At 42.3% G+C, this 24,761-nt stretch carries 26 protein-coding genes and 1 tRNA gene; 10 read left to right on the top strand and 17 right to left on the bottom strand.

What is annotated here, in order from left to right:
• Nucleotides 1–27: 27 nt before the first annotated feature.
• From HCZ91_RS01425 to HCZ91_RS01410, 4 genes are all read right to left on the bottom strand, one after another.
• Nucleotides 28–1,242: an RtcB family protein gene (locus tag HCZ91_RS01425; RefSeq protein WP_179797571.1), complete on the bottom strand. Its 1,215-nt coding sequence runs from the start codon at nucleotides 1,240–1,242 to the stop codon at nucleotides 28–30.
• 789 nt (nucleotides 1,243–2,031) lie between these two features.
• Nucleotides 2,032–2,769 (bottom strand): LysE family translocator, encoded by a 738-nt coding sequence (locus tag HCZ91_RS01420; RefSeq protein ID WP_179797569.1) that lies wholly within the window; start codon nucleotides 2,767–2,769, stop codon nucleotides 2,032–2,034.
• A gap of 169 nt (nucleotides 2,770–2,938) precedes the next feature.
• Nucleotides 2,939–4,237, bottom strand: a complete 1,299-nt coding sequence (gene argE / locus HCZ91_RS01415; RefSeq protein ID WP_257019932.1) for an acetylornithine deacetylase — start codon at nucleotides 4,235–4,237, stop codon at nucleotides 2,939–2,941.
• 48 nt (nucleotides 4,238–4,285) lie between these two features.
• Entirely contained in the window at nucleotides 4,286–4,939 is a 654-nt protein-coding gene (locus HCZ91_RS01410; RefSeq protein ID WP_179797567.1) for a UPF0149 family protein, read from the bottom strand.
• Nucleotides 4,940–5,151: 212 nt separating this feature from the next.
• Here HCZ91_RS01410 and HCZ91_RS01405 point away from each other — a divergent pair, with 212 nt between their 5' ends.
• Nucleotides 5,152–5,592, top strand: a complete 441-nt coding sequence (locus tag HCZ91_RS01405) for a hypothetical protein (protein ID WP_057761479.1) — start codon at nucleotides 5,152–5,154, stop codon at nucleotides 5,590–5,592.
• A 108-nt stretch (nucleotides 5,593–5,700) separates the two neighbouring features.
• Nucleotides 5,701–6,162 carry a cell division protein ZapA gene (zapA, locus tag HCZ91_RS01400; protein ID WP_179797565.1) on the top strand — a complete coding sequence of 154 codons (462 nt, stop codon included), beginning with the start codon at nucleotides 5,701–5,703 and terminating at the stop codon, nucleotides 6,160–6,162.
• 78 nt (nucleotides 6,163–6,240) lie between these two features.
• Here the strand turns inward: zapA and HCZ91_RS01395 are convergent, their stop codons facing one another.
• The 4 genes from HCZ91_RS01395 to HCZ91_RS01380 all read right to left on the bottom strand — a co-directional run bounded on the left by HCZ91_RS01395 (nucleotide 6,241) and on the right by HCZ91_RS01380 (nucleotide 10,571).
• The gene (locus HCZ91_RS01395; protein ID WP_346342169.1) at nucleotides 6,241–6,531 is read right to left on the bottom strand and encodes a hypothetical protein; all 291 of its coding nucleotides are present in this window, start codon (nucleotides 6,529–6,531) and stop codon (nucleotides 6,241–6,243) included.
• A 247-nt stretch (nucleotides 6,532–6,778) separates the two neighbouring features.
• Nucleotides 6,779–8,872 carry a glycine--tRNA ligase subunit beta gene (gene glyS / locus HCZ91_RS01390; RefSeq protein WP_179797563.1) on the bottom strand — a complete coding sequence of 698 codons (2,094 nt, stop codon included), beginning with the start codon at nucleotides 8,870–8,872 and terminating at the stop codon, nucleotides 6,779–6,781.
• Between the two features lie 9 nt (nucleotides 8,873–8,881).
• Nucleotides 8,882–9,883 (bottom strand): glycine--tRNA ligase subunit alpha, encoded by a 1,002-nt coding sequence (gene glyQ / locus HCZ91_RS01385; RefSeq protein WP_179797854.1) that lies wholly within the window; start codon nucleotides 9,881–9,883, stop codon nucleotides 8,882–8,884.
• Nucleotides 9,884–10,358: 475 nt separating this feature from the next.
• Nucleotides 10,359–10,571, bottom strand: coding sequence for a PspC domain-containing protein (locus tag HCZ91_RS01380; RefSeq protein WP_057761485.1), 213 nt, complete (start codon nucleotides 10,569–10,571; stop codon nucleotides 10,359–10,361).
• 747 nt (nucleotides 10,572–11,318) lie between these two features.
• Here HCZ91_RS01380 and nadR point away from each other — a divergent pair.
• The 3 genes from nadR (at nucleotide 11,319) to HCZ91_RS01365 (ending at nucleotide 13,892) form a co-directional block, all read left to right on the top strand.
• Nucleotides 11,319–12,377 (top strand): multifunctional transcriptional regulator/nicotinamide-nucleotide adenylyltransferase/ribosylnicotinamide kinase NadR, encoded by a 1,059-nt coding sequence (gene nadR, locus HCZ91_RS01375; RefSeq protein WP_179797561.1) that lies wholly within the window; start codon nucleotides 11,319–11,321, stop codon nucleotides 12,375–12,377.
• A gap of 127 nt (nucleotides 12,378–12,504) precedes the next feature.
• Entirely contained in the window at nucleotides 12,505–13,236 is a 732-nt protein-coding gene (gene pnuC, locus HCZ91_RS01370; RefSeq protein WP_160022375.1) for a nicotinamide riboside transporter PnuC, read from the top strand.
• Nucleotides 13,237–13,457: 221 nt separating this feature from the next.
• On the top strand, nucleotides 13,458–13,892 hold the full coding sequence (locus tag HCZ91_RS01365; RefSeq protein WP_179797559.1) for an Mpo1-like protein: 435 nt from the start codon (nucleotides 13,458–13,460) through the stop codon (nucleotides 13,890–13,892).
• 176 nt (nucleotides 13,893–14,068) lie between these two features.
• On the opposite strand, the gene HCZ91_RS01360 is transcribed toward HCZ91_RS01365, so the two are convergent.
• From HCZ91_RS01360 to HCZ91_RS01350, 3 genes are all read right to left on the bottom strand, one after another.
• Complete coding sequence (locus HCZ91_RS01360) at nucleotides 14,069–14,680, bottom strand: nitroreductase family protein (RefSeq protein WP_179797556.1); 612 nt, start codon at nucleotides 14,678–14,680, stop codon at nucleotides 14,069–14,071.
• Nucleotides 14,681–14,785: 105 nt separating this feature from the next.
• Nucleotides 14,786–15,499 carry a pirin family protein gene (locus HCZ91_RS01355; RefSeq protein ID WP_179797554.1) on the bottom strand — a complete coding sequence of 238 codons (714 nt, stop codon included), beginning with the start codon at nucleotides 15,497–15,499 and terminating at the stop codon, nucleotides 14,786–14,788.
• Between the two features lie 345 nt (nucleotides 15,500–15,844).
• Nucleotides 15,845–16,225: a DoxX family protein gene (locus HCZ91_RS01350; protein ID WP_179797553.1), complete on the bottom strand. Its 381-nt coding sequence runs from the start codon at nucleotides 16,223–16,225 to the stop codon at nucleotides 15,845–15,847.
• Nucleotides 16,226–16,362: 137 nt separating this feature from the next.
• Here HCZ91_RS01350 and HCZ91_RS01345 point away from each other — a divergent pair, with 137 nt between their 5' ends.
• The gene (locus HCZ91_RS01345; RefSeq protein WP_179797551.1) at nucleotides 16,363–17,268 is read left to right on the top strand and encodes a LysR family transcriptional regulator; all 906 of its coding nucleotides are present in this window, start codon (nucleotides 16,363–16,365) and stop codon (nucleotides 17,266–17,268) included.
• 34 nt (nucleotides 17,269–17,302) lie between these two features.
• On the opposite strand, the gene HCZ91_RS01340 is transcribed toward HCZ91_RS01345, so the two are convergent.
• The gene (locus HCZ91_RS01340; protein ID WP_179797550.1) at nucleotides 17,303–18,709 is read right to left on the bottom strand and encodes a Na+/H+ antiporter NhaC family protein; all 1,407 of its coding nucleotides are present in this window, start codon (nucleotides 18,707–18,709) and stop codon (nucleotides 17,303–17,305) included.
• Nucleotides 18,710–18,927: 218 nt separating this feature from the next.
• Nucleotides 18,928–19,002, bottom strand: a tRNA-Gly gene (locus HCZ91_RS01335).
• Nucleotides 19,003–19,532: 530 nt separating this feature from the next.
• Here HCZ91_RS01335 and HCZ91_RS01330 point away from each other — a divergent pair.
• From HCZ91_RS01330 to HCZ91_RS01315, 4 genes are all read left to right on the top strand, one after another.
• Nucleotides 19,533–20,345: a M48 family metallopeptidase gene (locus tag HCZ91_RS01330; protein WP_179797548.1), complete on the top strand. Its 813-nt coding sequence runs from the start codon at nucleotides 19,533–19,535 to the stop codon at nucleotides 20,343–20,345.
• A gap of 317 nt (nucleotides 20,346–20,662) precedes the next feature.
• Entirely contained in the window at nucleotides 20,663–20,992 is a 330-nt protein-coding gene (locus tag HCZ91_RS01325) for a BolA family protein (protein ID WP_179797546.1), read from the top strand.
• A 74-nt stretch (nucleotides 20,993–21,066) separates the two neighbouring features.
• Nucleotides 21,067–21,426, top strand: coding sequence for a SirB2 family protein (locus tag HCZ91_RS01320; RefSeq protein WP_101205742.1), 360 nt, complete (start codon nucleotides 21,067–21,069; stop codon nucleotides 21,424–21,426).
• A gap of 166 nt (nucleotides 21,427–21,592) precedes the next feature.
• Nucleotides 21,593–21,988, top strand: coding sequence for a hypothetical protein (locus tag HCZ91_RS01315; RefSeq protein ID WP_102091853.1), 396 nt, complete (start codon nucleotides 21,593–21,595; stop codon nucleotides 21,986–21,988).
• Nucleotides 21,989–22,174: 186 nt separating this feature from the next.
• On the opposite strand, the gene trxC is transcribed toward HCZ91_RS01315, so the two are convergent.
• The 4 genes from trxC to HCZ91_RS01295 all read right to left on the bottom strand — a co-directional run bounded on the left by trxC (nucleotide 22,175) and on the right by HCZ91_RS01295 (nucleotide 24,602).
• A complete protein-coding gene (gene trxC, locus HCZ91_RS01310) occupies nucleotides 22,175–22,612 on the bottom strand; it encodes a thioredoxin TrxC (RefSeq protein WP_179797544.1) in 438 nt (145 codons plus the stop codon).
• 123 nt (nucleotides 22,613–22,735) lie between these two features.
• On the bottom strand, nucleotides 22,736–23,356 hold the full coding sequence (locus tag HCZ91_RS01305; protein WP_179797542.1) for a class I SAM-dependent methyltransferase: 621 nt from the start codon (nucleotides 23,354–23,356) through the stop codon (nucleotides 22,736–22,738).
• A gap of 75 nt (nucleotides 23,357–23,431) precedes the next feature.
• The gene (locus tag HCZ91_RS01300; protein ID WP_179797540.1) at nucleotides 23,432–23,620 is read right to left on the bottom strand and encodes a DUF2892 domain-containing protein; all 189 of its coding nucleotides are present in this window, start codon (nucleotides 23,618–23,620) and stop codon (nucleotides 23,432–23,434) included.
• 115 nt (nucleotides 23,621–23,735) lie between these two features.
• On the bottom strand, nucleotides 23,736–24,602 hold the full coding sequence (locus tag HCZ91_RS01295; protein WP_179797538.1) for an MBL fold metallo-hydrolase: 867 nt from the start codon (nucleotides 24,600–24,602) through the stop codon (nucleotides 23,736–23,738).
• Nucleotides 24,603–24,761 lie beyond the last annotated feature (159 nt).

Below are 24,761 nucleotides of genomic sequence, written 5' to 3'. Positions count from 1 at the left end.
CGTCGTGACTCCCTATGGTTTTACTCATTAGCCTTTAATACACATGACCTGCTTAAGCGTATGCACCACCTCAACCAAATCCGTTTGATTGGCCATCACTTCATCGATGTCTTTATACGCTCCGGGTATTTCATCTATGACACCTTTGTCTTTGCGACACTCGACGCCATCCGTCTGCGCTTTTAGCTCGTCGATGGTAAATGCTCGCATGGCTTTACCACGGCTCATCTGTCGTCCTGCCCCATGCGAACACGAGCAAAACGATTCAGCTTCGCCCAGACCACGTACGATAAAGGACTTTGCGCCCATAGATCCTGGGATAATCCCAAGCTCACCAGCATAGGCACTGATCGCACCTTTACGCGTCACATAGACTTGCTCACCGAAATGCACCTCTTCATTGACATAATTATGATGACAATTGATGGCTTCTTTGGTCAGCTGAAATCGTGGTAATCCCGCTTGTGGCGACTGCAAGGACTTAATCACCAAACGCATCATCTCGCGGCGGTTCTCTAACGCGTAGTCCTGCGCCCAGCCCACTGCTTTGACATAATCAGCAAAACTATCAGACCCTTCGGCAAAGTAAGACAAATCTTGATCTGGCACATGACCGAAGCGCGATTGACGTTCTTTTTTGGCAAGGTTAATAAAGTACTGACCGATACAATTACCGATGCCGCGACTGCCAGAATGCAGCATGACCCAGACATCATTGTTCTCATCCAAGCACAGCTCAATGAAATGATTGCCACCGCCGAGTGTTCCTAACTGCTTCGCCCAAGTACGCTCAAAACCTTTAAGCATTTTGAGCAAGCCCGGATGCTTATCGGTAATTGGCTTTAGGCGTTTGCCTAATGGATCAAGTGTGGAGTTCTTCGCTTGGATTTGCTTGTGCATGTTAAAGCCGACAGGTACTTGCTGCTCGACCACCAAACGTAGTGATTTTAAACTATCGGGCAAATCGCTTGCCGTAAGTGACAAGCGTACCGCGTTCATACCGCAGCCGATATCCACACCGACCGCCGCAGGAATAATGGCAGACTTGGTCGGAATCACACTACCAACGGTTGCACCTTTGCCAACATGCACATCAGGCATGACCGCAATATGCGAGTGTACAAACTCTAGCTGAGCCAAGTTACGTAATTGCTGCATCGCGCCTTGCTCGATATCAGAGGTGTAAATCTTGACAGGTACGCCATGTTTACTATTTTTATTTAATACTAATTGAATGCTCATTATTTATTTCTTCCACTTTTTTTATTTTTAAAGCCATACAAATAATTTTTATATTTACCTATTAAATTTTTTAGACATTACTTATATTTCTCGATTAAACGTAACGTTCAATAAGAAAAAAACTATTAGCTAAGAAATAATAGGCAATAAAAAACCGTATTTTTATTAATTAAAAATCAATAAAAATTTATGGCTGATTTATTATGGACATTTTAAAGAAATATAATATAGATCAAAACCGTCGGCCACAGCGTAAATATTATACGCATAGAAAAGCTTTAGCTAAATCATAGCCTGAAACGATTCATTGGCAGTAACGGTAAAGAAAAATGTTAGGTAAACAGATAACAGCAGGTGCAATATAGCTTAGCACAATCGCAAAGCAAATTTGGCACAGTAGACCTAGAAAAGAGATAGCGCAAGTAGATACAGAAGGCTATTCGTTAATATCGATAGATGGGATATCACTCAATAGCTTATATAAAAATTTAGCCAAACCTTTTCGAAGGTGTCATTGCTGTCATGTGGTTTACACATTTAATCTCTAAAAACGTCTTGGTAGTTATATAGGACACGATGATTCCTCCATAGGTTGTGGCTAATGTCAGGGCGACAATAGCAGATTAATTGAAACGATTTATCGCTTACGAAAGATAAACGATATAAATTAATGAGCCAATAATAACGATTTAAAAATTAAAGTCAATAATTAATTTATTTTTTATAGATAATACTTTAAAAAATATATAATCAATTAATAGCTTTAATTTGAAATATTATCGGTATTTTTCAAACCATAAAACTATTTATCACTTCAGCCAATAAGGCAGCAGCGATAATTATAAATATTACTCCACAACCACGATTGAGCCATGCTAAGCGATTACCAACATCGAGCCAACTTGCTAGCTTCTTGCCACCTAGCGTATATACGATTTGCCAAATCGTTTCGCTCAAAAACAAGCCGATGGTCAATAGGACATATTGTGGCCATAGTGGCGCACTAAAATTGATAAATTTAGGGAAAAAGGCCGCAAAGAACAAGATAGCTTTTGGATTAGACAAGGATACCCAGACACCTGTACGAAACAAGGTCGTATTGCTCGGTGATACTCTAACTGCCGCACTCGATAGTGAGCGTGGCTGTGGCGTTTTTTTATCAGTCACAGATGACATCGTATCAGGATAGTCAGCCGCGACCTCCTCGCTCATTTCGCGAGCATCACTCATCAAGCTACCATCACCAGCATCGCGCCAAGAGCTGATACCCAAATAGATTAAGTATGCCGCCCCCACGGCTTTGATAATGGTCAGTAGCCACGGTGACTGGCGACTGATCACGTCCAAGCCAAGCAGTGTCGATAGCAGTAATACAAACAAGCCAAGGCTCAGACCTGCTAGCGTCCATAAGGTTCGTTTGACGCCATAGTTCATGCCATACTGAAACGCTAGCAGCATATTAGGACCAGGGGTTGCTGAGATAAAAAACGTACTTGCGAAAAACACTGCAAACAGATGCCAAGACATCAACCTACCCCTATTTTGTCATGTGTAAATGGTTCTAATACGAACGGCTATACGACTTAAATACGCGACTAAAAAATAAACACCGCCTTTAAGACGGTGTCATTTATACCTATATATCAAAAAGTCTCGAAAAAATTATTAAAGGACCGACACGCCTTCTACTGAATAATTATGATTGCATAGACGGCTGAGTCGTACAACTATCTAACAACTTCTTTAAAAATGCATCGCAGCGTTCAATTTCACTAAGCTCCACATACTCATCCGCTTTGTGCGCCTGCTCAATACTACCAGGGCCACAGATAATCGTTGGGATACCTGCATTGGTAAACTGACCGCCTTCAGTCGCATAAGCCACCTTATGACGCTCATCATCTCCTGTCAGCGCAGCGATCAACGATTGCAACTCAGCACTATCGTCATCTGTCATTGCTGAGACGCTTTCTTCTTGCATCAGCTCAATGCCAGTTTCTGGCGCGCGCGCTTGCATTTGCGCATTTAGCTCAGCGATTTTTACCTGAATGGGCGCTAGTATATCGTCTTGCGTCATGTGCGGCAGGTTACGATAGTCAAAAGTAAACTCGCATAAGTTGGGCACGATATTGGTCGCTGTGCCACCATGTATGGTACCTACTGACAATGTCGAATAAGGCACTGTAAATGATGCATCCCCGTCTTCTAAAGTGTCATCACGAGCACTCAGCTCTTCAGCAAGCGTATCTACATAGCCAACTAATCTGCTGGCGTAGCTAATCGCATTGACACCTTGTGCAATCAATGACGAATGCGCCGACTTGCCATGTACACGGCAACGATAAACCGCGATGCCTTTGTGTGCAACTACCATAGCCATGTTAGTTGGCTCACCGACGATACAATAATCAGGCGTGATACCGCGTGCTTTTAGGTCTGCCAAAATCAATGGCGCACCCAAGCAGCCAACCTCTTCATCGAACGACAAGGCCAGATGCAATGGACGACGTAGCTGACCGCTATTCGATAATTGCACGGCTTGCGGCAATACTGTTAGCGCGCAAGCGATAAAGCCCTTCATATCACACGCACCGCGACCATACAGCTTATCACCACGTATCGTCGCGGTAAACGGCTCTGAAGACCATGCTTGTCCATCAACTGGCACAACGTCGGTATGACCTGATAAGACCAGACCGTTATTGATAATATCAGCGTTTTCACCAGCTGGTACAGTCACAAACAAATTGGCTTTGGTCTTAGCTTCATTAAAGGTCAAATCTACCGTCAAACCCAACTGCTCACAGTACAATTTTACATCATTAATCAAAGCCAAATTAGAGTGACGACTAACAGTATCAAAGGCGATGAGACGTGTTAGCCAATCGAGACTTTGAGTAGGATGTTCGACACTTTTCAGCTGGACATCGTTGCTACTGTCAACGTTATCGCTATTACTGACATTGTCGCTATTACTACTGTTATTTTGGATCATAAAATATCCTTACTACAATTTTCAGAACTATGATGTGTCAGAGCTGCCTTACGATGGATTGTTATGATTCATCACATCCACCACTGGCGGCATTGGTTTTGGTAACTTACCTTCTGCCTGTAGCTCTTTGGTTGTTTTGGCATCGATAGACAAACCCGCGATGAGCGCGATATCTTTGACAGCCTTGCGTTTACGTGTGGCAAAGCTTACGGGGACCATACGAGCAAATTCATAGATGTAAAGATAAGACTCTTCGCCACCTTCAAAATCTTCATCGTCTTCGAGACGAATTGCGCCAATCTTAGCCAAATCAGATAGCATCTCGTTTTCTTCACTGGTCAAACCACAATCAGTAATGCCGAAACCGGTCATAAAACCGTTTGCCCACTGTTTCAACGCCATCACGCGCTCGTATAAATCATGTTCATCATCTGGGATGAGCGGCATATACGCGTAGGCATCATCTTTGTCTTTTAGCTGAAACACGATGTCTTCCGCTTCTTCTGTCAGCAAGGTCAATGCAGGCTCTGGTAGTGGGGCAAAGCTAAGCTCCTCAAATACCTTAGCCCAAGTTGATTCGTCAGGTGCATTACAAGCCGTCATAAGCCCTGTCATCATGCCATGCACTTCGCTGATAGACACGTCCGTCCAATCATCAAACGCAGTCAGCCAAGTATTCCAGCCAGAGATATTATCATTCATAATAGATGTCCTAGTAATTGATTACTGCTCAAAAAATAAAGATAGTCGCGATAAAATGTCATGGACAAATCATCGATAAATAAAAGTGAAAAGACAAAGCCTGATGCTTGTAATTACTTTGTTGATATAGATATTATGCGGTCACCTATGGCATTATTAAATGCAGCGAACAAAATTCATTCACGCTTACTTGTTAAGGATAAAAACTGACTATGTATGATCAACTTAGAATATTAGAAAAAATGGTACTCGACATCAAAAAACAGTATCAGCTTGTCAGTGCTGAACTTAGCAGCTTAAAACAACACCCTGTTACTGATTCAAAAGAATTTGCCGCCCTAAAAACCAAATTAGACAACAGTCATAACGAACGTGACGGTGCCAAAAAACAACTGAACGATCTCGACAAGCGCTATCAAAGTCTTGCAGAAGCGCACCATATGATCGGTGAAGAACAAGACAAACTGCAAAAACAGATCAGCCAATTACAACAACAAAACAGCGAGCTGCAACAACACAATAATGAGCTAAAACAGCAGTATAGCGATATCAAACAACAAAACAGTGAACTGCAAAAGAAGAATCAATTGGCAGCCGAGCGTACGCAAGTCGTACTACAGCGCCTAACCCGTATCGATCAAGCAGAAGGCTAACGCATTCTTGTGATAGATAGCAAAGACGTACTGCTTATTAAACTGCCAAATGCTATTTGTAAAATCTGATATCACTCATTTCACTGACCAGACATTGTAGGATTTATCATGACCGATGACCAAAGCAAATCGATAGAAAAACAACCAAAAAACACTCAAGCGCCAAGTGCACCAGTAACAAGTGCGACAGTACCAGCGCAAAAAACGACACCAGCAGCATCAAATATATCAAGCGCCATGGCACAATCTAATACCAAAACACCTAAAGCGCCAGAACCAAAAATCAAAAAAGTTGATATCGCGATTGCTGGGGTTACTTATCCAATCTTTTGTCCAGTACATGAGCAAGAAGAGCTACTGTCAGCGGTTTCGTATATCAACAACTACGCGCTCGATCTAAAAAGAGATGCGCCAAGCCTTAGCCAAGAAAGCATACTGGTACTGTGCTGCTTAAACCTATATGAAAAAATCCATGCCAATCAAAGAAGTGATGAAGATCGTTTGCAGAAAGACAAACAGTCTGAGGCATTGCTCAATAAAATCATGAAAGATGCTCATTCTATTCTATAGATGCATCGTACTGTATTAAACACATAAGCGCCTAGTTAATAAAGTTAGGCGCTTTTTTATGGTCAATTATTTATCTATTTATGCATAAGGCGTGTAGGTCTTGCCTGCATGAAAGTCTGCCTGATGCTCATAATTGCAAAAGAATAACTCTTGGTTCGCTTCAATATTGCCATCGGTAGCTGTACTTGGTTTGGTTTCGAGTACACCGCGATATTCAGCCAAGCTGTTGCCACAGAAATTACACTGACGCGGTGTGGTCACATCTCCTTCTTTTGGCATCATACTTTTAGGTGCGCGCGGGTACATAAACTTATAAAAAGCCCACATTGAAGCCCAAATAATAAGGATGACGATAATAACAGCAAACACGGCAGTGCTCCTTCAACGACAAATAAACGTAATGAATAACAAAAGTGATGACAAATCATGATCCAATACGCTCGAATGCCTAAATTTTACCGTCAATAATGGTAATGGCACAATGCCTTTACGGTTAATTGTTGATTATGCTTGATTGTCATTCATGGCACTGACGAATAGCCAAGTGCTATAGCAACAAAAAACTGGCCACAGTGAGCCAGTTTTTATATCAAAACCTAAGATTAAAGGCTAGCAGTTATAGCTGTAGCTCGCTGATATCTGCCACAGTCAAGAACAAGGCGCGTACCTGCTTGAGCAAGGCCAAGCGGTTATTTTTGAGCGCCGCATCGTCGCTGTTGACCATCACATTATCAAAGAACTGTGTCAATGGCTCATCTAAGCTTGCCAGCGTTTGCAATACTTGCGTATAGTCCGCTTGCTCAAGCAATGGCTGTACCACTGTCTGTGCTTGCTGCACATTTGCATATAAATTTTGCTCAGCAGTCTCAGATAGTAGCGTCTCATCAACCATATCAGCAACATCAACTTCTGACTTGGCCAATATATTGGCAACACGTTTGTTTGAATCAGCCAACATCGATGCTTGCGACAGCTCGCTAAATGCTTGCACCGCACGAATACGCTGATCAAAATCAAGCGGCATATGCGGGTTAATCGCTTGCACTGCCTGAATCGTATCAACGCTGACACCTTGCTCGGTATACATCGCACGATAGCGCGAGTTTAGGAATGCCATGACTTGGGTGAAAGTATCGCCCATTTTGGCAATCTTGCTACCTTCAGCATCGCTATAGCCTTTAATCGCTTGCTCAACGAGCGCTACCAAATTAACCGGCAACTGCTTTTCGATCAAAATACGTAAGATACCAATAGCAGAACGACGTAAGCTAAACGGATCCTTTGAACCTGTCGGTGCTTGGTCAATCGCAAAAATACCCACCAATGTGTCCAAACGGTCAGCCAATGCTAGGCAAATACCAATCGGTGTTTGTGGTAGCACATCGCCACTGAACTTAGGCAGATACTGCTCTTCTAAACTAGCGGCGACCGCTTCAGGCTCATCATTTAGACGCGCATAATACGTGCCTGCGATACCTTGCAATTCAGGGTATTCGCCGACAAGCGAGCTGGCCAAATCTGCTTTGGATAAAATACCCGCACGTACGGTGTCATCGACGTTGATATCGTGGCCTTGCTGCTGCATTAGGGTAGCAATAAACGCGGCAAGCTTAGCAATACGCTCAGACTTCTCCCAAATCGTACCCAATTTGTCTTGGAATACACGAGTTTTTAGGCTCTCTGTGAGTGCAAATAACGGCTGCTTTTGATCTTGTAAGAAGAAAAACTCGGCATCAGCCAAACGTGGACGCACAACTTTTGCATTACCTTCAATAATCTGGTTAGGATCTTTTGATTCAATATTGGTAATAAAAATGAAATACGGCTGCAGCTTGCCAGTCTTATCCGTTAAGCAGAAATACTTTTGATCCGCTTGCATTGTCGAGATAAGCGCTTCCTGCGGTACTTGTAAAAAGCGTGCTTCGAAGCTTGCTCTTAGTGCAATTGGGAAATCGACCAATGCGGTGACTTCGTCTAATAAATCTTGCGGTACGATGGCATCAGAATTGACTTCATCTGCCAAAGCTTTTACTTGGTTTTTGATCAGCATTTGACGCTTATCAAAATCTGCCACTACTTTTAGACCACTTAGTAATTCTTCATAATCATTAGCATGAGCAATATTGTGATAATCAGGGCTGTGGAAGCGATGACCACGTGTTTGCGTACCAGTCTGATGTCCTTGGATAGTGGCATCAATGACAGTATCATTTTGCATCAATACTACCCACTGGACGGGACGCACAAACTCGTTGCGGCTAGCGCCTGAGCGCATACGCTTAGCAATTGGCAAATTATCTAGCGCGGTTTGGAAAATAGCAGGCAGTAGCTCAGTGGTCGCTTGACCACGGATAGTCTGCTCAAAACCGACATAGTCACCTTTATCGGTATTAATCGTCGTTAGCTCGCTGGCTTCAATACCCAAACCTTTGGCAAAACCCATGGCCGCACGTGTTGGATTGCCCTCTGCATCGAACGCCGCTTTAATCGCTGGTCCGCGTTTTTGCTCAGTACGATCAGGCTGCTTATCGCTAATACCTTGAATCTGAATTGCCAAACGGCGCGGAGCAGCAAAGGCTTTGATACTATCAAAGGTAATATCTGCTGCCATCAATTGCTCAGTGACACTGGCTTGCAGCGCATCACGTAGTGGTTTTAGGCTCTTTGGAGGTAGCTCTTCACACCCCAGTTCAAATAGAATAGTACTCATGGGATGCTCCTATTTATCGTTAGTAGATTGGTTAGTGTCAGTAGTTTCTTTTGCTACGCCATCTGCTGCTAAGCTGTCTGCTGCCACGTCTTCTTTTGGCAAATATTTATCAAGCGCAGCTTGGCGATGTTCTTCATCAGCCAATGGGAAGCCCAATTTGGCACGAGCTTCGACATAACCAAAAGCAACCTTACGAGCAAGTGTACGCACACGTAGGATAAAACGCTGACGCTCAGTCACTGAAATAGCGCCGCGTGCATCAAGCAAGTTAAACGCATGAGATGCTTTTAATACCATCTCATACGCTGGCAATGGCAATCCTGCATCGACCAATTTGTCGGCTTGTTGCTCATAAAAATCAAACATCTCGCCCATCATCGGTACATCAGCGTGCTCAAAGTTGTAGGTAGACTGCTCGACTTCGTTTTGATGAAAAACATCGCCATAAGTCACACGACCAAACTCACCATCTGCCCAGACCAAATCATAAACGCTATCAACGCCCTGTACATACATGGCCAAGCGCTCAAGTCCGTAAGTGATTTCGCCAGTGACTGGGAAACACTCGATACCACCGACTTGCTGGAAGTAGGTGAACTGCGTGACTTCCATACCGTTTAGCCAAATCTCCCAACCAAGTCCCCACGCACCAAGCGTTGGCGATTCCCAGTTGTCTTCTACAAAGCGCACATCATGCACCAATGGATCAATACCAATGGCTCGTAGTGAGTCCAAATACAGCTCTTGGATGTTCGGTGGGTTTGGCTTTAGCACGACTTGGAACTGATAATAATGCTGCAGGCGGTTCGGGTTATCACCATAGCGCCCGTCAGTAGGACGACGTGATGGCTGTACATAGGCCGCATTCCAGCGCTCAGGACCTAATGAGCGCAAAAACGTCGCGGTATGAAAAGTACCTGCACCGACTTCCATGTCGTAGGGCTGCAATACAACGCAGCCTTTATCGGCCCAATAATTTTGCAAAGTTAAGATTAAATCTTGAAAAGTCATCGGTTGAGAGTCTTTATCTTGTGTCATCGGGGTTATCGCTTGGGATGTCATAGTTTCGGTTTTCATAGTAAAGCCACTGTGAAATGAGTATTATTAAATAAATCTCTGATAGCGCTCGCGCGACCTATTCGGCAACGACTCTATCTGCCTGCTCACCTTACTAAAAATTGACTATTTTATCCATATTTACATCAACTAAATTTGCATAGTGGGCACAAAACCTCAGTTGTATAGCGTATTTTTAGGCAAATCATTATGGAAGTCGCACTAATACAATAAATAAAAAAATACCCAAATGCGCTAGCATTCGGGCAGGAGGAAAATTGTATCTTGGGCATCCTGATTGATCAGGCTTTTTATTTTTTGGAGTTCTACTGTTTTTAGCAACTACGTCTAACTTAAACTTAACTCTTTAACTGGTTCAGAAAACCTAATTTTAAAAAAGCTAATTTTAAAAATAACTATCAGGCTCCTATTATTGATAAGACTGACTATTGGCTTTTGGCATAATTATCCATAGGATGATATAAATCAAAATGCCTGGTACTGCTGCGCTTAACGATGAGATAATGACGAATAATACTCTCACCCATGTTGGCGACCAACCAGCATATTCTGCAATGCCACCCATCACACCTGCTATCATGCGATTGTTTGGTGAGCGATGTAATTTTGCTAACTTAGCCAAATCAAATACCTCTCTATTTTCTATTCTTGTTTATTTTTTTATTCTATTTTTCTGATTTTTTTACGTATTTAGCTAAAACATTATCTTGCTTTGCTAACTTACGAATCAGTATATCAATAATTCAGGATTTATCTGTTGAAGGTATAGCAGTACTTTGTGAGTTTATGCTACTCAAGCTTACCCTAACCTGTCATAACACCATGCAAGCCCCTGATTTTAAATAGTTATTTCAAAATGTTTCAAAACCGCTTTTGTTGCTATAACCTTGCAATCTCGCTTCACGTATCTTGTTATTTTTAATTTAATCAAAGAGATAAGCTTGCTTTATAACGCTAAAATCGAGTCAAATCTTTGATAGTCTGAATAATCTTTTAACTGACCAAGTTTACTCGATTAAAAGAACCCTCAATTAAAAAACCTGCGATTCCGTGTACGTGCGATATACCTTATTTTTACAATAACCCACCTGCAAATCATCCAAAACCTTTATACCATGCTGATAAGCAACTTGGGTTTTCAAATACTCTATTATGAAAGCTAGGAGGCTGCCTAACTATTAGATAAAAATACCTTTATGAAGAATATTAGAAATATGAAACGTGGTTAGTGTTACGGGTCTTAATAGATTTCTGATTTGGATCTTGATAGATGTCTAGTTTGGACTATCTAACTTAGACCGCATTAAACGTATTTTTTGGAATAGACATGGGACACTGAGATTAAAATAAAAAAATAATAAGGATAATTATGTACGACACTGGATTGATGATTGGACATTTCGAGCCGCTGCATTTAGGGCAGATGCGTAGTATATTGGATGCAGCAGGACCAGCCAAAACCTTACATATCGTTATTATGGCACATCCATCGCCGCATCCTGATTTCACCATCACCTTACAAGACAAAGCGCGTTGGCTACAGATGGCCTGTGCCGACTTGCCATTTATCCATATTCATACTACTCATGAGATCGAGTTACCGCTGCACGAACACCTGTATAGTGCCAGTGACGATGTCAGTATCGATGTCACTGCTAGTAATGCCAAATTACAACGTTTGATGGATGCCTTATCACTATCAACAGAGACTGTATTGTTTATGGCGGAAAACCATCCACTCACTCGCAATGACATACAAGAGCAGCTGCTTTTGCCAGTCGTTACTACGCCGCTACAGCCGGAATTTGACTCTTATGCGATTGCGCGTGATCCAGTCGCCCATTGGTCAGCACTTCATCCGCAAGCGCGCGTCGACTATACCAAGACTGTCGCTATCGTCGGCGGTGAAAGCTCAGGCAAGACAACGCTGGTACATAAGCTGGCCAATTATTATGGTGCTAGCTTTGCCTTAGAAATGGGGCGTCTGTATGTCGGTACAGATTTGGGTGGTAGCGAGGTTGGATTACAGTACAGTGATTATGGCCCGATTTGTCTTGATCATGCTCAAGCAATCCGAGAAGCCAAAGCCAATGCAACTGCCCCTATCACCATCGTTGATACTGACTTTGTCACTACGCAAGCATTTTGCGAAGAGTATGAGGGTCGCACACATCCTTTTGTGGCTGCTTGTATTGATGAGTTTCGTGTAGACCATACCATCATGCTAGACAACAATACGCCATGGGTTGATGATGGTATGCGATCTTTGGGTACACCCGAAGCGCGTGGACGCTTTGAGCAGCGTTTGATAGATATTTTTGCGCGTCACGATATTACGCCGCATATGATTGACCAGCCTGACTATGACGCTCGCTACAAGCAAGCATTATTATTGATTGATCAATATATCTATGGCAAAAAATCATAACGTGCACTGAGCATATTTATAATAATTTATTCAATTAGCACATGTTATTTAACTAGCACACTTTATTTAACTAATACATGACAGTTAGCACTATATTGATATCAGTATTTACTTTAGGGGAAAAGCGATGCGTATTCAGCTATTGGACAACATCACCGGAAAATGGGCGATGCAATGGATTATCATTTGGTTTATTTGCGGTGTCATTGCCTTATCCGCAGGTTTTTGGCTCACGACAGACCATACCACGCTTGACTGGTTTTACTTAGCAGTCTCATTCATTGGTTTGGTTTGCGTGGTCTCGCTATCATTTCGCAAAAACGTCATGGGCAATGGCTTTGGTATGGGGGCAACGGCTGGCGAAGTCATTGTGCAGGCAACGTCTGGCGCAGTTGGTTTGATGCTTGCTCCACTATTTAACTTTTTTACCCATGTTTACGGTATCTTTTATTGGTCGAAGCACACCGATCCTGATGGCGACATGATACCCAAATCAGCGAGTAAAGCTGTCTGGTTAATCACCGCGGCATTTATTATCATTGGTCTTGCCCTTTTTCCCACGATAAATGATTTGCTAGCAAGCTACGGCTATGCGGTCGTAGAGGATGATAGTAGTCTTTTTTTGGGATTTATCTCTTTCTTTTGGATTAATGTGATTGCCTTTGTGCTTTCTATTACCGCTCAGGCAGCTATGATTCTGCGTTATTCATTTAATTGGTGGTTGTGGATTATCGTCAACTTCGTCTGGCTCATTGTGAATCTGATGTCTGGTAACTATATCTTTGCTATTCAGACTATGGTGTATCAAGTAAACGCCTTTATCGGCCTGTATGAATGGCATCGCAGCGAGCAGGGATAATGCGTCTCTTATAGAAAAACCCCCTGGGAGTTTGAATAAACCCTTACTGATATAGCATCAATAGTACGAGTAAACTTGACTGTGCCGTCTATCAGATAACATGGTAGACAGGCGCAATTAGTGCTACAACTGATATTAACAATCATCTTCGCATTTAGCTTAGTAGCGAGTCCATTAGCTAGTATGAGTTACTCATCTTATTTACTAACAGGCAGGTTAGTATGTCTCGTCAACCAAAAATGTCCAAACGTACGCTAGAGCAATGGCTTAGTGAGTACTCGGTCAGTCACCAGAACTTGGTCAATAAAAAAATCCATTGGCTATGTGTGCCAACGATCTTTATCAGCCTGTTAGGTATGGGTATGTCGCTATCTGTGTGGTTTACTTTGGTACTAAGCGCATTAGTATTACTATTTTATATGCGTTTATCTACGCCACTATTTTTAGCGATGGGGATGTTTATTCTTATTTGTCTATCAGTGATGGCAGCGATGCCATGGGGCTTTAAAGCGTGGGCAGCGGTATTTGTCGTTGCATGGATTGGCCAGTTCATAGGGCATAAAATCGAAGGCAAAAAGCCTTCTTTCTTTAAAGATTTGCAGTTTTTGTTAATTGGTCCAGCATGGGTCGCCAACAGTTTGATGCAACGTAAATAATCATTAAATTGTCGCATCAGTTCTGCAAACATCCAGTGTAGCTGTACTGTCTTTAATATTTATTATTCATAAAAAAACGCCACCCGATGATTGGGTGACGTTTTTTACGTGCTCTGTAGTTTATTTAGCAAACTTCCTAAGCAAGGCCATAGGTTGTCTATTCTCAAACAACAACATTAAGCACCAAATACTTTCATACGCTCATCAAGTGGCTTGAATTCTTTGTCGCCTGCTGGCTGCTCAATCTTACCAAATACCATTTGCGCTTTTAGTTCCCAATCTGCATCGATGTTCCAAGTGCTGGCGACTTTCTGGTCGATTATTGGGTTATAGTGCTGCAAGTTCGCACCGACATCAATGCTTGCTAGCGCCGTCCAGATGACGTATTGATGCATTGCGTTGGTCTGAGTTGCCCAAATTGGGAAATTATCAGCATATAAAGGCGCCGCTTCTTGCATGCCTCTCACCACTGCTTTATCTTCAAAGAACAATACCGTACCAGCACCCGCTCTAAAGCCAGCAATTTTGTCTTTAGTAGATTTAAACGCTTCTTCATCACCGACGATTGCACGTAGTACATCTTCAGTCATATCCCATAGTTTGTGATGATCATCGCCGAATAACACAACGACACGCGTTGATTGCGAGTTAAATGATGATGGTGTATGCAATACAGCATGCTCAACTACTTTTACGACTTCATCGTTAGATACTGGCAACTGGTCGCTTAGTGCATAGATAGAACGGCGTTTCTCTGCAAGCTGCTGTAGTGTTGTTAAATCTGACATAGTGTTTCTCCATGTTGTTAGTAAAATAGTTATTAATAAAAATAATTTTTAGCGTTAATGGTTATTGATATAAATGCTTTAATTGATAAAGAGCTTTGTTCTTGACTACATAAATAGCGGTACTTCCATCACTAGCACACGGCTAGCTACTGTTGCGTCCATCATAAAGCTCTGAATATCCCAAATGCAAAGGCCGTCACGAGTAGACAGGACCTTATCATTTATCACGACTTCACCGCTGAGGACAAATACGTAGACACCGTTGTTAGGATTATTTAACTGGTAAGTTTGCGATACATCTTCGTCAAAACCACCCATGCTAAACCAAGCATCTTGATGAATCCAAACCCCTGCATCATCGGCATTAGGTGATAGCACTTGGCTAAACTCGTTAGGTCGCATGATATCGCCCATATGCACTTGCTGATAACGCGGTGCGACATCCATTTTGTTTGGTATCACCCAAATTTGCAAAAACCTCACAGCTTCTGCATTGTCACCATTCATTTCACTATGGGTAATGCCTGTACCCGCTGACATCACTTGAATTTCGCCAGTTTCTATGACGCCCTCGTTACCGATACTATCGCCATGAGCGAGCTTGCCGGATAGAGGAATACTGATAATCTCCATGTTACGGTGCGAGTGTTTGCCAAACCCTTGACCGCCAATGACAAAATCATCATTAATAACGCGTAAGGCACCAAACCCCACACGCTCAGGATTATGATAATTGGCAAAGCTAAAGGTATGCCTGCTTTTAAGCCAGCCATGATTGGCATCGCCACGTGAGTCCGCTGCATGATAGATTGTTTTCATAATTCGTCCTTAGCTATCAACAGATTAATCCTCTATATACTTATTATCGATTAATCTATTTAAACAATGGGCTTATTATAATTATTAATTCTACATAGATAAACAACACTAAATGCAATTAACTATTCTTTTTTATAGAACAATCAGAGCGGTTTTAACGTAATACAGATTTTTTACATATATTAGCACAGATAACTTTATATAGATTACTTTAAGTTATGCTTATATAAAAACTGTCTGCTGTTGAAATATTCTGTGAAAATGTTCATGACTGTTTTTATTTAAAAGTACCCATTCATGATTGTTCTTCGTAAGCGTATAAGAGGTAGATCAGTTACTGATTGTTTATCGCTTATTGTCTATTGAGTAAGCACCCGCACCATGAGCAAAAATCATCAAAAACCCACCTGCGATCGAAATGTTTTTCATAAATGAGATCATCTGTGATTCATCAACCCAGAACTGATGAAAAAGAATAGCTGACACGATGCTAAACCCAGCGAACAAGAAAGCGATTGGGCGAGCTTTATAACCTAGCAAGATAGCGATACCACCTAGTACCTCAAACGCGATTACCAATGGTAGCAACATACCAGGCACACCTACTGACTCCATATAGCCTTGAGTAGTCGCATAATCTGTGATTTTACCAATGCCTGCAAAGATGAAAATGATTGATAATAATAGACGACCGAGCGGTGCGCTAAATTGCTGTAACTTGTCCATAATGATACTCCAAAAGTGTGTTTAATCATGTCTCTAAGTAGAGAATAGCGCGATTATAGGCGTTGACTAGCATGGGATAAGCAGCAATAATCACAAATATAAGTTCTTGGTGTAAGAACAATCATGAGGCATCGATAATGGGTCAATTAGAAGACATGGCGATGTTTGTACGCATTGTTGAGGCAGGTAGTATTACCAAGGCTGCTGAGCAGTTAAATATTGCAAAATCAGCCGTCAGTCGCCGACTTAAAGAATTGGAAGAGCGTTTAGGCAGTCAATTAATTAGCCGTACTACCCGCCAATCTAAATTGACGCAAGCTGGTGAGCAATATTATCAGCAAGTGAATAATATCTTGCGTGCGGTTGACGCTGTCAATGAGCATGCTACTGACGCTCCTATGCGTATTGAAGGTACGCTAAAAATGACAGCGCCGTTGTCCTTTGGACTCATGCATCTGAACGATGTGATTGATAAATACGCCAATAAACATCCCAATCTGAGATTTGATCTGGATTTTTCTGACCGACGTATCGATTTGATTGAAGAAGGCTATGAGTTGGCCATTCGAATCGGAGAGCTAGAAGATTCTAGCTATCAAGCAAAAAAGTTGGCATTGATTCGTTGTGTGATTTGCGCCAGTCCTGATTATTTGGCAAGAATGGGCATGCCTGAGACGCTAGACGATTTAGACAACCATGCACTTTTGCAATACAGTCTCGGTCAAACCAATAGTATAAACTTGGTGGATACTGAAGGCAGAAGTCATCATCGTACGATAGATGCCAAAATCAAAGCCACCAATGGTGAGTTCTTAGTAGATTTGGCAGTCAAAGGACATGGAATTACCTTTGTGCCGACTTTTATTGCTTATAAAAAACTGGCGCTTGGCGAGCTGGTACCTGTTTTCCAACACTATCAATTGCCAACCCTAACTGCTTATGCTGTTTATCCAAAGAATCGTTTTTTGTCGCAGCGTTGTCGTTACTTGATTGATTTTATTGCAGAGCAATTCGGTGACAATCCGTACTGGGATCAGTATTAGTCAATATTCTTATTATCCATAACGATATCAATTGCTATTGATTTTGGGTCGCCGTCCCCTCTTTAACCCGACTAATCGTCAGCCCCGTAAACCCGAATAGCAGCGTCAATAGCAATGACAAATAACAGAAGAACGCATAAGGTAGATAATCTAATACCGGTACCCCTAACGCCTGACTGATAAATACCCCGCACACACTCCAAGGCACCAATGGATTAATCACCGTTCCTGCATCCTCAATCGTCCGAGATAAATTCTTAGGATGCAGATGTAAGCGCTCAAACGTTGACCGAAATGCCGTACCTGATAATAGAATACTCAAATACTGCTCACCGATTAACACGTTAATGCTCAATGCCGACATCGCTGCCGCAAAGATAGCTCGGCCTGATGTCGTCAATGTATCTTTAATACCAGATAGCAGTGCAGGCAAAATCCCTAGTGCCGTTAATAGACCACCTAAGCTTAATGCCAGTATCACAATCGCCTGAGTAAAGAACATACTCTGTACACCGCCACGCGACAGCATACCACCTACCTCACCCAGCTCTAATGACTCAGCAGGAGCATACCCTGCAAACAGATACCCACCCAATTGTCCAAAGCTTGGTGAGCTGTGTACGTAAGTAATAATAAGTGCCACTGCTATGGTACAGATAATTGTATAAATCGCATTGACCCGAAACAGCGCCAATCCAACCAATATCACAAAGGGTAATACCGAATACCCATGTACCAACCCACTATCTATCAGCTGACCTTGCAATATCGTCACTTGACTCAGATCAGCACTGGTCGTCTGTCCTGAGAACATCCAAAACAAGATAACCGTCATTATCCATGCAGGTACGGTCGTATACATCATATTGCGAATATGCTCAAACAGATCGATACCGACTACTGAAGACGCAATCGTACAAGTATCAGACAAGGGCGACATCTTATCACCGAAGAACGCCCCTGACACCACTGCCCCTGCTGCTATCGCCACATTGGCATCAAACGCATTACTCATACCAATAAACGCCACGCCCAAAGTCGCTGCAGTCGTCAAACTACTACCTAGAGCAATACCAATAATAGAGGTTAAGATAAAGGCAGAGATATAGTAATATTCAGGTGAGATCAGCTGAAAGCCTACATACATAAGCGTAGGTATAGCACCTGATATCATCAAAGCCGCCACCATCAGTCCAATAAAGAAGAACAAATAGATGGCACCAATACCACGCATGACACCTGAGGCCATTTGCGCTTGCATGTCATCAAAGCTGAGCCCTTTATACATACCGATAGCCAGTAGCACACAGATAGCCAAGATAAGAGACAGATGAGGCACCCAGCCAAAGCCGATCATGGTGATACCCATGATACCGATGACGATGGCGGATATGATAAAGGCGAGCTTGGCACTGATTAATGTAAGGGGTTTTGGCGGCATTGGATACCCTTAATGTTGCTATAGGTTTAGTTTGCTCAGGTATTCGGGGGTGCGCATCTGTTTTTCAATACTGAATGTTGATAACCTCTGTCCTACTTATAGGTAGCTTTAGTTTTTGCTTTCTATGTTTTCGCCATTAGCGGACTTAGAACAGATTTTACACATAAAAAAAAGCCTCACTGTGAAGTGAGGCTTTTTGCGCTTTTTCAAGCCATATTTGGAGCGGGAAAAGAGATTCGAACTCTCGACCCCAACCTTGGCAAGGTTATGCTCTACCACTGAGCTATTCCCGCTTAGTATCAATTCGTAGCGTTGTTAACAACTACTCCGTCTCGATAGGCTGGCTATTTTAGCAAATATTCTGTGGGTGTCAACACCTTTTTTAGAATTTATTTCTAATATTTTTAGCCAAATGCCCTTTTTATCGGATAAATCAACATAAGCAATTGATTTAAAAAAAGGAATTAATTTTAGCTAAATGAAAAATATTTCACATTAATTATAGAAATTTAAGTCTGAGCTTTACTTCCCTTAGCTTTATAACGGTCATAAGACAATCGATAAAGGAAAAACTCACTATTTTCACTCTAATAAAAAGATATCGCACTTACAATCATACGCTTTATTGTTACTTTTCCTATCTTGGTTTTAGGTGGTTAACATTATTATACTTATGTCCAATGGCAGTTAAGGTAAACTTTTACTGTTTAAACGGATAAATGAGCACTACTAAAAGATCAATAAACACGGCTCCCATATCTGCTGCACTATTCTTTAACTTGTTTGACTTTATGTTTTTCCATCTTATAGAGAGAATATTTTTATGAAAAAGTTATTAACCACGACAGTGATGGCCGCTTCGTTGTCAGCACTGACTTTAACTGGTTGTACCAGCACTACCAATTCTGGCGCAATTGGTGTTGATCGTCAGCAGTTGCTATTAGTGTCTAGTGAGCAAGTATTGGCACTATCTGCTCAAAGCTATGCCAAAACAATACAAGACGCAAAATCAAAAGGTGTACTAGATACCAATACCGCTCAGCTAAACCGCTTGAAAAATATTGCGAACCGTCTAGTCGGTCAAGTTGGTGTCTACCGCGCAGATGCAGCCAAGTGGCAATGGGAAGTACACACCATCAAGTCTAACGATCTAAATGCATTTGTGGTGCCGGGTGGTAAGATTATGTTTTATTCAGGCATCATCGATCGTCTGAACCTCACTGATGATGAGATTGCTGCCATCATGGGTCATGAAATATCTCATGCATTACGTGAGCATTCACGTGAGCGTCTATCACGCGAGTATGCAACCCAAACTGGTATCGGTCTGGCTGCCAGTATATTTGGCCTATCACAAGGACAGGCTGAGTTAGCAGGGACTGCTGGTAATTTAGGCTTGAGCCTACCCCACAGTCGCACTCAGGAAAGCGAAGCCGATCAGATCGGTCTTGAGCTGATGGCACGTGCAGGTTATAACCCTCAGGCGGCTGTTACACTGTGGCAAAAAATGCAAAAAGCCAGCCAAGGTGAGCCACCACAATTCCTCAGCACTCACCCAACGAGCAGCAGCCGTATCGCAGAGTTACAGTCATTGATGCCAAAAGTTACGCCTCTATATCAACAGTCGCGTCGCTAATAAGTAGAGAATTAGTTACTCCTACGTTTTAGCAATACGTGTTTAGATATCATAGAAGCAAAGTACAGCCAAAGCGTTGTGCTTTGCTTTTTTAGTTATAGCCAGACATACCAGGTTTTATAATTGACAAGTATTGCAGTTGATAAGCATTGCAGTTGATAAGCATTGCAATTGATAAGCACTGTAATCAGCAGGGTTTGCAATTGGTCCAATTTGGCAATCGCACGCTATCCCACTTATTGTGTCTGTTATAATGTCGATAAATATTATTTGCAGATTGCTCAATCAAATTGCGCAAAACACACTGAAGGATTGTTATGAGTACCACACCTACTACACCTACTGCCGACGCACTTCATGCCGAATTACAGGCGCTTGCGCCGCAGCATATCGAACTGATTAATGAGTCAATGTCTCATGCCGGTTACTTTGAAGGTAAAGAAAGCCACTTTAAGCTCACTATCGTTAGCGATGCATTTGACGGCAAAAGACTGGTCGGGCGTCATCAGCTGATATACGGCTTAGTCACGCCTTTACTCACTTCACAAGGCGGCCAAGTACATGCTCTCGCTATCCATGCCTATACTCCGACAGAATGGCAAGGTCAAAGCCCTGCGAGTCCATTATGTGCCGGTCAAAACAAATAGCCGATTATGTTTGCATCGCAACTACATATTTTAAATTAGCCTATACACTGCAGTTTTAGAGGGAGCAATATTCAATGAAACATCTACATATGCTGATGGCAGCGCTGACTGTTGTGCTATTTTTATATCAAAGTTACTTAGTACTCAGCGCAGACCGCCGCGCACCACGTGTGGTCAAAATAGCCACGCATATTATCTATGCCCTGCTTATCCTGTCAGGTGCAATGATGCTAATGCAATTGATGGGTGCCAACGCTCCTGTACAGTGGGTGTTTGCCAAAATTATCTTACTTATCGCGGCTATTAGCTCAAGTATCAAAGCGTTTAAGGTTGATGCGACACCTGTGCAAAGAAAAACAGGTATTCTTATCGCTGCCGTTGCCTATATCGGGATCGTCATACTTGCCTTTGCCAAGCCAGCAAACTTATTTTAATAGGCGATTTTTTGTTTTAAGAAATAACCGTTTTAGAAAGCTATCGATATTTTGATGACATGATGCGAAAATTTTTCATCATCGATGGATTTTCAATATCTTAGTTGCGCTATTTTTGCTATCTTAAATAGATATAAATACAATCACTTAGCCTACTGGAGCCATTATGAAAACGTTTACGACAGCGACACTACTAGCTGGCATTTTTGCGCTCTCAGGCTGTGCCTCTACTGGTAACATCACCCCGCAATATGTACCGCCAAGTACTTATCAAAATTATAATTGCCAAGCACTTGGCCAAGAGTACACTCGCGTCAACCGCTATGTCGAAGCGGCTCGCAATGAGCAATCTACCCTATCGGCATCAGGCGTCGGTGTTGGTGTCTCTGCCGGACGCTGGGGTATCTCGCCGAATATCAGCTTTGGTCTAGGCAAGAGCAACAATACCAAAGCACGCGATGCAAAATTATCGCGTCTCTATGGTGAGCGTGATGCAATTGTCCAGTCGGCGCGCATTCAGCGTTGTAGCTTTGCCAATGGTATCAAGATTTATGGTGAATAAGCTTAAGCAAGTGCAAGGCTCTCTGAACGACTAAGATAGTGTATGACACCGTAAAATAGTACATGGCATAGCAAAAAAGCCAATATGCAGATCGCATATTGGCTTTTTTATTGCTACGGTTTTTATAAGAAAACATAAGTATTTGGATAAATGGCTTGGATGATAAGCAGTCTTATCTGGCTCATATTACGACTGCAAGCTTTGCACCCACTGGATGATTTGATGACTTGGTAGCGCGCCTGATTGTCGAGCGACTTCCTTACCATTTCTAAAAGCAACCATCGTTGGTAAGCTGCGAATATTGTAAGGCGCGGCTGCCTGCTCGTATTTATCCGTTTGAACTTTAACAAAGACCACCTGTGGCAATTGACTAGCAGCGCTCTTGAACTCTGGCGCCATCATAATACAAGGCTGACACCAGCTCGCCCAAAAATCCACGATAGTCAGCACATCGTTCTTTTGGATAACCTTATTGGCTGTTTGCGCATTTAGCTCATGCGGACTGGCAGTCAATAATGGCTGACCACATTTACCGCATTTTGGCGCAGCGCTCAATCGTGCAGCAGGTACACGGTTGGTTGCTCGGCAATGTGGGCATACTAGATGAAAACTTTGCTCACTCATTATTTAATTCCTATTCTAATTATTTTGTTATTTCAAATACTGTTCATGAACCATTTTATATAAAAGCTAGTTACGTTGATTGATTACATGAATAATTTTAGCATAGTTAATTATGCTCATCTTTTATGCCAATTGCTGTGCCACACCGCTATACACATAGCTCATTGGTCTTGGGCCGGGCAAATACGCTTCGCTCAATTCATCAATAGCAAAACCACCTTCTCTAATAAGCGCCGGAATATCGCGATTTAAATGACAGCCACCTGCTATAGGTTTCCAGAAAGGCGTCAATCGATGCTGCCAACGCTCAACAGAAGAGTCTGGTGCCAGTCCATGCTCACAAAATAGTAAGCGACCGCTAGGTTTTAGCACGCGCGCCATTTCTCGGAGCGCGGCTACTGGGTCATCAATACTGCACAAAGTAAAAGTCATTACAATCGTATCAAATTGATCTGCATCAGCATGAATACCTTGTAAATCGACGGCTATCACTTCAACCGGAATGCCAATGTCAGCTGCACGCTCACGAGCCAGCGACTGCATCTGAGCCGCTGGATCCACACCGATAATAGAAGAGACTTCATTAGCATCATAAAACTGCAAATTCAAACCGCTGCCAATGCCAATCTCCAACACGTTACCGAGCGCTTGCGGAACAATTTTAGAACGTGCTTTCATTACATTGCCCGTACTACAGGCAATATCTATCATCTTTGGCAACACATAGCGCTCGTAAGGGTTCATATACCACTCATCACTATATTCAACGTTATCTTTAGTCTATTACTGATTGCACAAAAATACAGTAAATAAATACGCTTACGACTGACGCTTGCACGTATTGATACCGAGTATCGAATAAAGCGCGCATGAGCGGAATAAACCAGTAAACAGAGGAATTAAGCCAACGATACCCCATAGGCTTTGATAATAAAAACCTAAGGCAATGATTATGAGACCAGCCACAACACGTAATGTTCTATCGGCACGACCTACATTAACTTTCATAATAAATTCCTTGAAATGATAAAAGCGATAATATTTGAGATCAAATCCTATCAAGTTAATGACTATTGACTCATAGTTGATTGATCATAGTTTTGCCTTTTCTGTAGCAGCTTGACTACAAAGCGTTAATAGGTACTTTCAAATAACGCGTACCATTATCTTCTGTTTCTGGAAAGCGTCCGGCATCGATATTGATTTGTACAGCGGGAATGATAAGGCGAGGCATATCTAGAGTCGAATCACGGCGCTCACGCATCTGCACAAACTCTGCTTCGTTTATACTGTCTTTGACATGGATGTTTTCTAGTTTTTGTGCGGCTACTGTCGTCGTTGGGCAGTGCTGACGACCTTTGCTCGGATAATCATGACACAGATACATGATGGTATCTTCAGGAAGTGCTAGCAGCTTCTGAATAGACTGATAAAGCGTTTTGGCATCGCCACCAGGGAAATCACAGCGCGCTGTACCGACATCAGGCGCAAACAACGTATCTCCAACGAATACCACTGTTTTCTCATTATCAGCGGCTAGATAGGCCATATCGGCACGTGTATGACCAGGTACATACATCGCAGTGATAGTAATATTGCCAAGCTCTAAGGTCTCGCCTTCATCTGTTAAAATATCAAACTGGCTGGCATCAGTGCGGAAACTAGTGTCAAAATTAAAAATTTGCTTAAAGATTTTTTGTACTTCGGTGATATGCTGACCGATGACTAATTGTCCGCCAAGGCTTTCTTTTACATGGATGGCCGCTGATAAATGATCTGCATGCGCATGGGTCTCGATAATATACTTGAGCGTCCAATCCTGCTCACGTACAAACTCAATCACTTCATCGACACTGCTGGTATTGGTTCGGCCTGACTTAGCATCGAAGTTCAATACAGGATCGACAATGGCGCATAATTTTTGCTCAGTATCAGCAAGTACGTGGGTATAGGTTTCTGTATCGTTATCTAAAAAAGAATGAACTTGCATGGCGGCCTCTTCAATTATTTATACATAAGTTATTTATACATATTTTGGTTATAGGAATTTTTATCTTTAATTAACCCTTAAGTATGATATTCAGTCGTATATAATGCGTTCCTACAACTTATCTGATGCCACCAATATAACAACCACTATACAATTTAT

This window comes from Psychrobacter sp. BI730 (assembly GCF_013414195.1).
GTDB lineage: Bacteria > Pseudomonadota > Gammaproteobacteria > Pseudomonadales > Moraxellaceae > Psychrobacter.
This window is presented reverse-complemented; position numbering and strand designations above follow the sequence as displayed.

Bases quoted from the DNA above. Each gene is read 5' to 3' on its own strand.
- HCZ91_RS01340 (WP_179797550.1), bottom strand. From the start codon at position 18,709: ATGCCGCCAAAACCCCTTACATTAATCAGTGCCAAGCTCGCCTTTATC.
- HCZ91_RS01305 (WP_179797542.1), bottom strand. From the start codon at position 23,356: ATGAACCCTTACGAGCGCTATGTGTTGCCAAAGATGATAGATATTGCC.
- HCZ91_RS01295 (WP_179797538.1), bottom strand. From the start codon at position 24,602: ATGCAAGTTCATTCTTTTTTAGATAACGATACAGAAACCTATACCCAC.
- HCZ91_RS01345 (WP_179797551.1), top strand. From the start codon at position 16,363: ATGGGTCAATTAGAAGACATGGCGATGTTTGTACGCATTGTTGAGGCA.
- HCZ91_RS01315 (WP_102091853.1), top strand. From the start codon at position 21,593: ATGAAAACGTTTACGACAGCGACACTACTAGCTGGCATTTTTGCGCTC.
- HCZ91_RS01300 (WP_179797540.1), bottom strand. From the start codon at position 23,620: ATGAAAGTTAATGTAGGTCGTGCCGATAGAACATTACGTGTTGTGGCT.
- HCZ91_RS01405 (WP_057761479.1), top strand. From the start codon at position 5,152: ATGTATGATCAACTTAGAATATTAGAAAAAATGGTACTCGACATCAAA.
- HCZ91_RS01420 (WP_179797569.1), bottom strand. From the start codon at position 2,769: ATGTCTTGGCATCTGTTTGCAGTGTTTTTCGCAAGTACGTTTTTTATC.
- HCZ91_RS01350 (WP_179797553.1), bottom strand. From the start codon at position 16,225: ATGGACAAGTTACAGCAATTTAGCGCACCGCTCGGTCGTCTATTATTA.
- pnuC (WP_160022375.1), top strand. From the start codon at position 12,505: ATGCGTATTCAGCTATTGGACAACATCACCGGAAAATGGGCGATGCAA.
- HCZ91_RS01355 (WP_179797554.1), bottom strand. From the start codon at position 15,499: ATGAAAACAATCTATCATGCAGCGGACTCACGTGGCGATGCCAATCAT.
- HCZ91_RS01330 (WP_179797548.1), top strand. From the start codon at position 19,533: ATGAAAAAGTTATTAACCACGACAGTGATGGCCGCTTCGTTGTCAGCA.
- HCZ91_RS01320 (WP_101205742.1), top strand. From the start codon at position 21,067: ATGAAACATCTACATATGCTGATGGCAGCGCTGACTGTTGTGCTATTT.
- argE (WP_257019932.1), bottom strand. From the start codon at position 4,237: ATGATCCAAAATAACAGTAGTAATAGCGACAATGTCAGTAATAGCGAT.
- glyS (WP_179797563.1), bottom strand. From the start codon at position 8,872: ATGAGTACTATTCTATTTGAACTGGGGTGTGAAGAGCTACCTCCAAAG.
- HCZ91_RS01410 (WP_179797567.1), bottom strand. From the start codon at position 4,939: ATGAATGATAATATCTCTGGCTGGAATACTTGGCTGACTGCGTTTGAT.
- HCZ91_RS01365 (WP_179797559.1), top strand. From the start codon at position 13,458: ATGTCTCGTCAACCAAAAATGTCCAAACGTACGCTAGAGCAATGGCTT.
- trxC (WP_179797544.1), bottom strand. From the start codon at position 22,612: ATGAGTGAGCAAAGTTTTCATCTAGTATGCCCACATTGCCGAGCAACC.
- HCZ91_RS01360 (WP_179797556.1), bottom strand. From the start codon at position 14,680: ATGTCAGATTTAACAACACTACAGCAGCTTGCAGAGAAACGCCGTTCT.
- zapA (WP_179797565.1), top strand. From the start codon at position 5,701: ATGACCGATGACCAAAGCAAATCGATAGAAAAACAACCAAAAAACACT.
- HCZ91_RS01425 (WP_179797571.1), bottom strand. From the start codon at position 1,242: ATGAGCATTCAATTAGTATTAAATAAAAATAGTAAACATGGCGTACCT.
- HCZ91_RS01325 (WP_179797546.1), top strand. From the start codon at position 20,663: ATGAGTACCACACCTACTACACCTACTGCCGACGCACTTCATGCCGAA.
- nadR (WP_179797561.1), top strand. From the start codon at position 11,319: ATGTACGACACTGGATTGATGATTGGACATTTCGAGCCGCTGCATTTA.
- glyQ (WP_179797854.1), bottom strand. From the start codon at position 9,883: ATGACTTTTCAAGATTTAATCTTAACTTTGCAAAATTATTGGGCCGAT.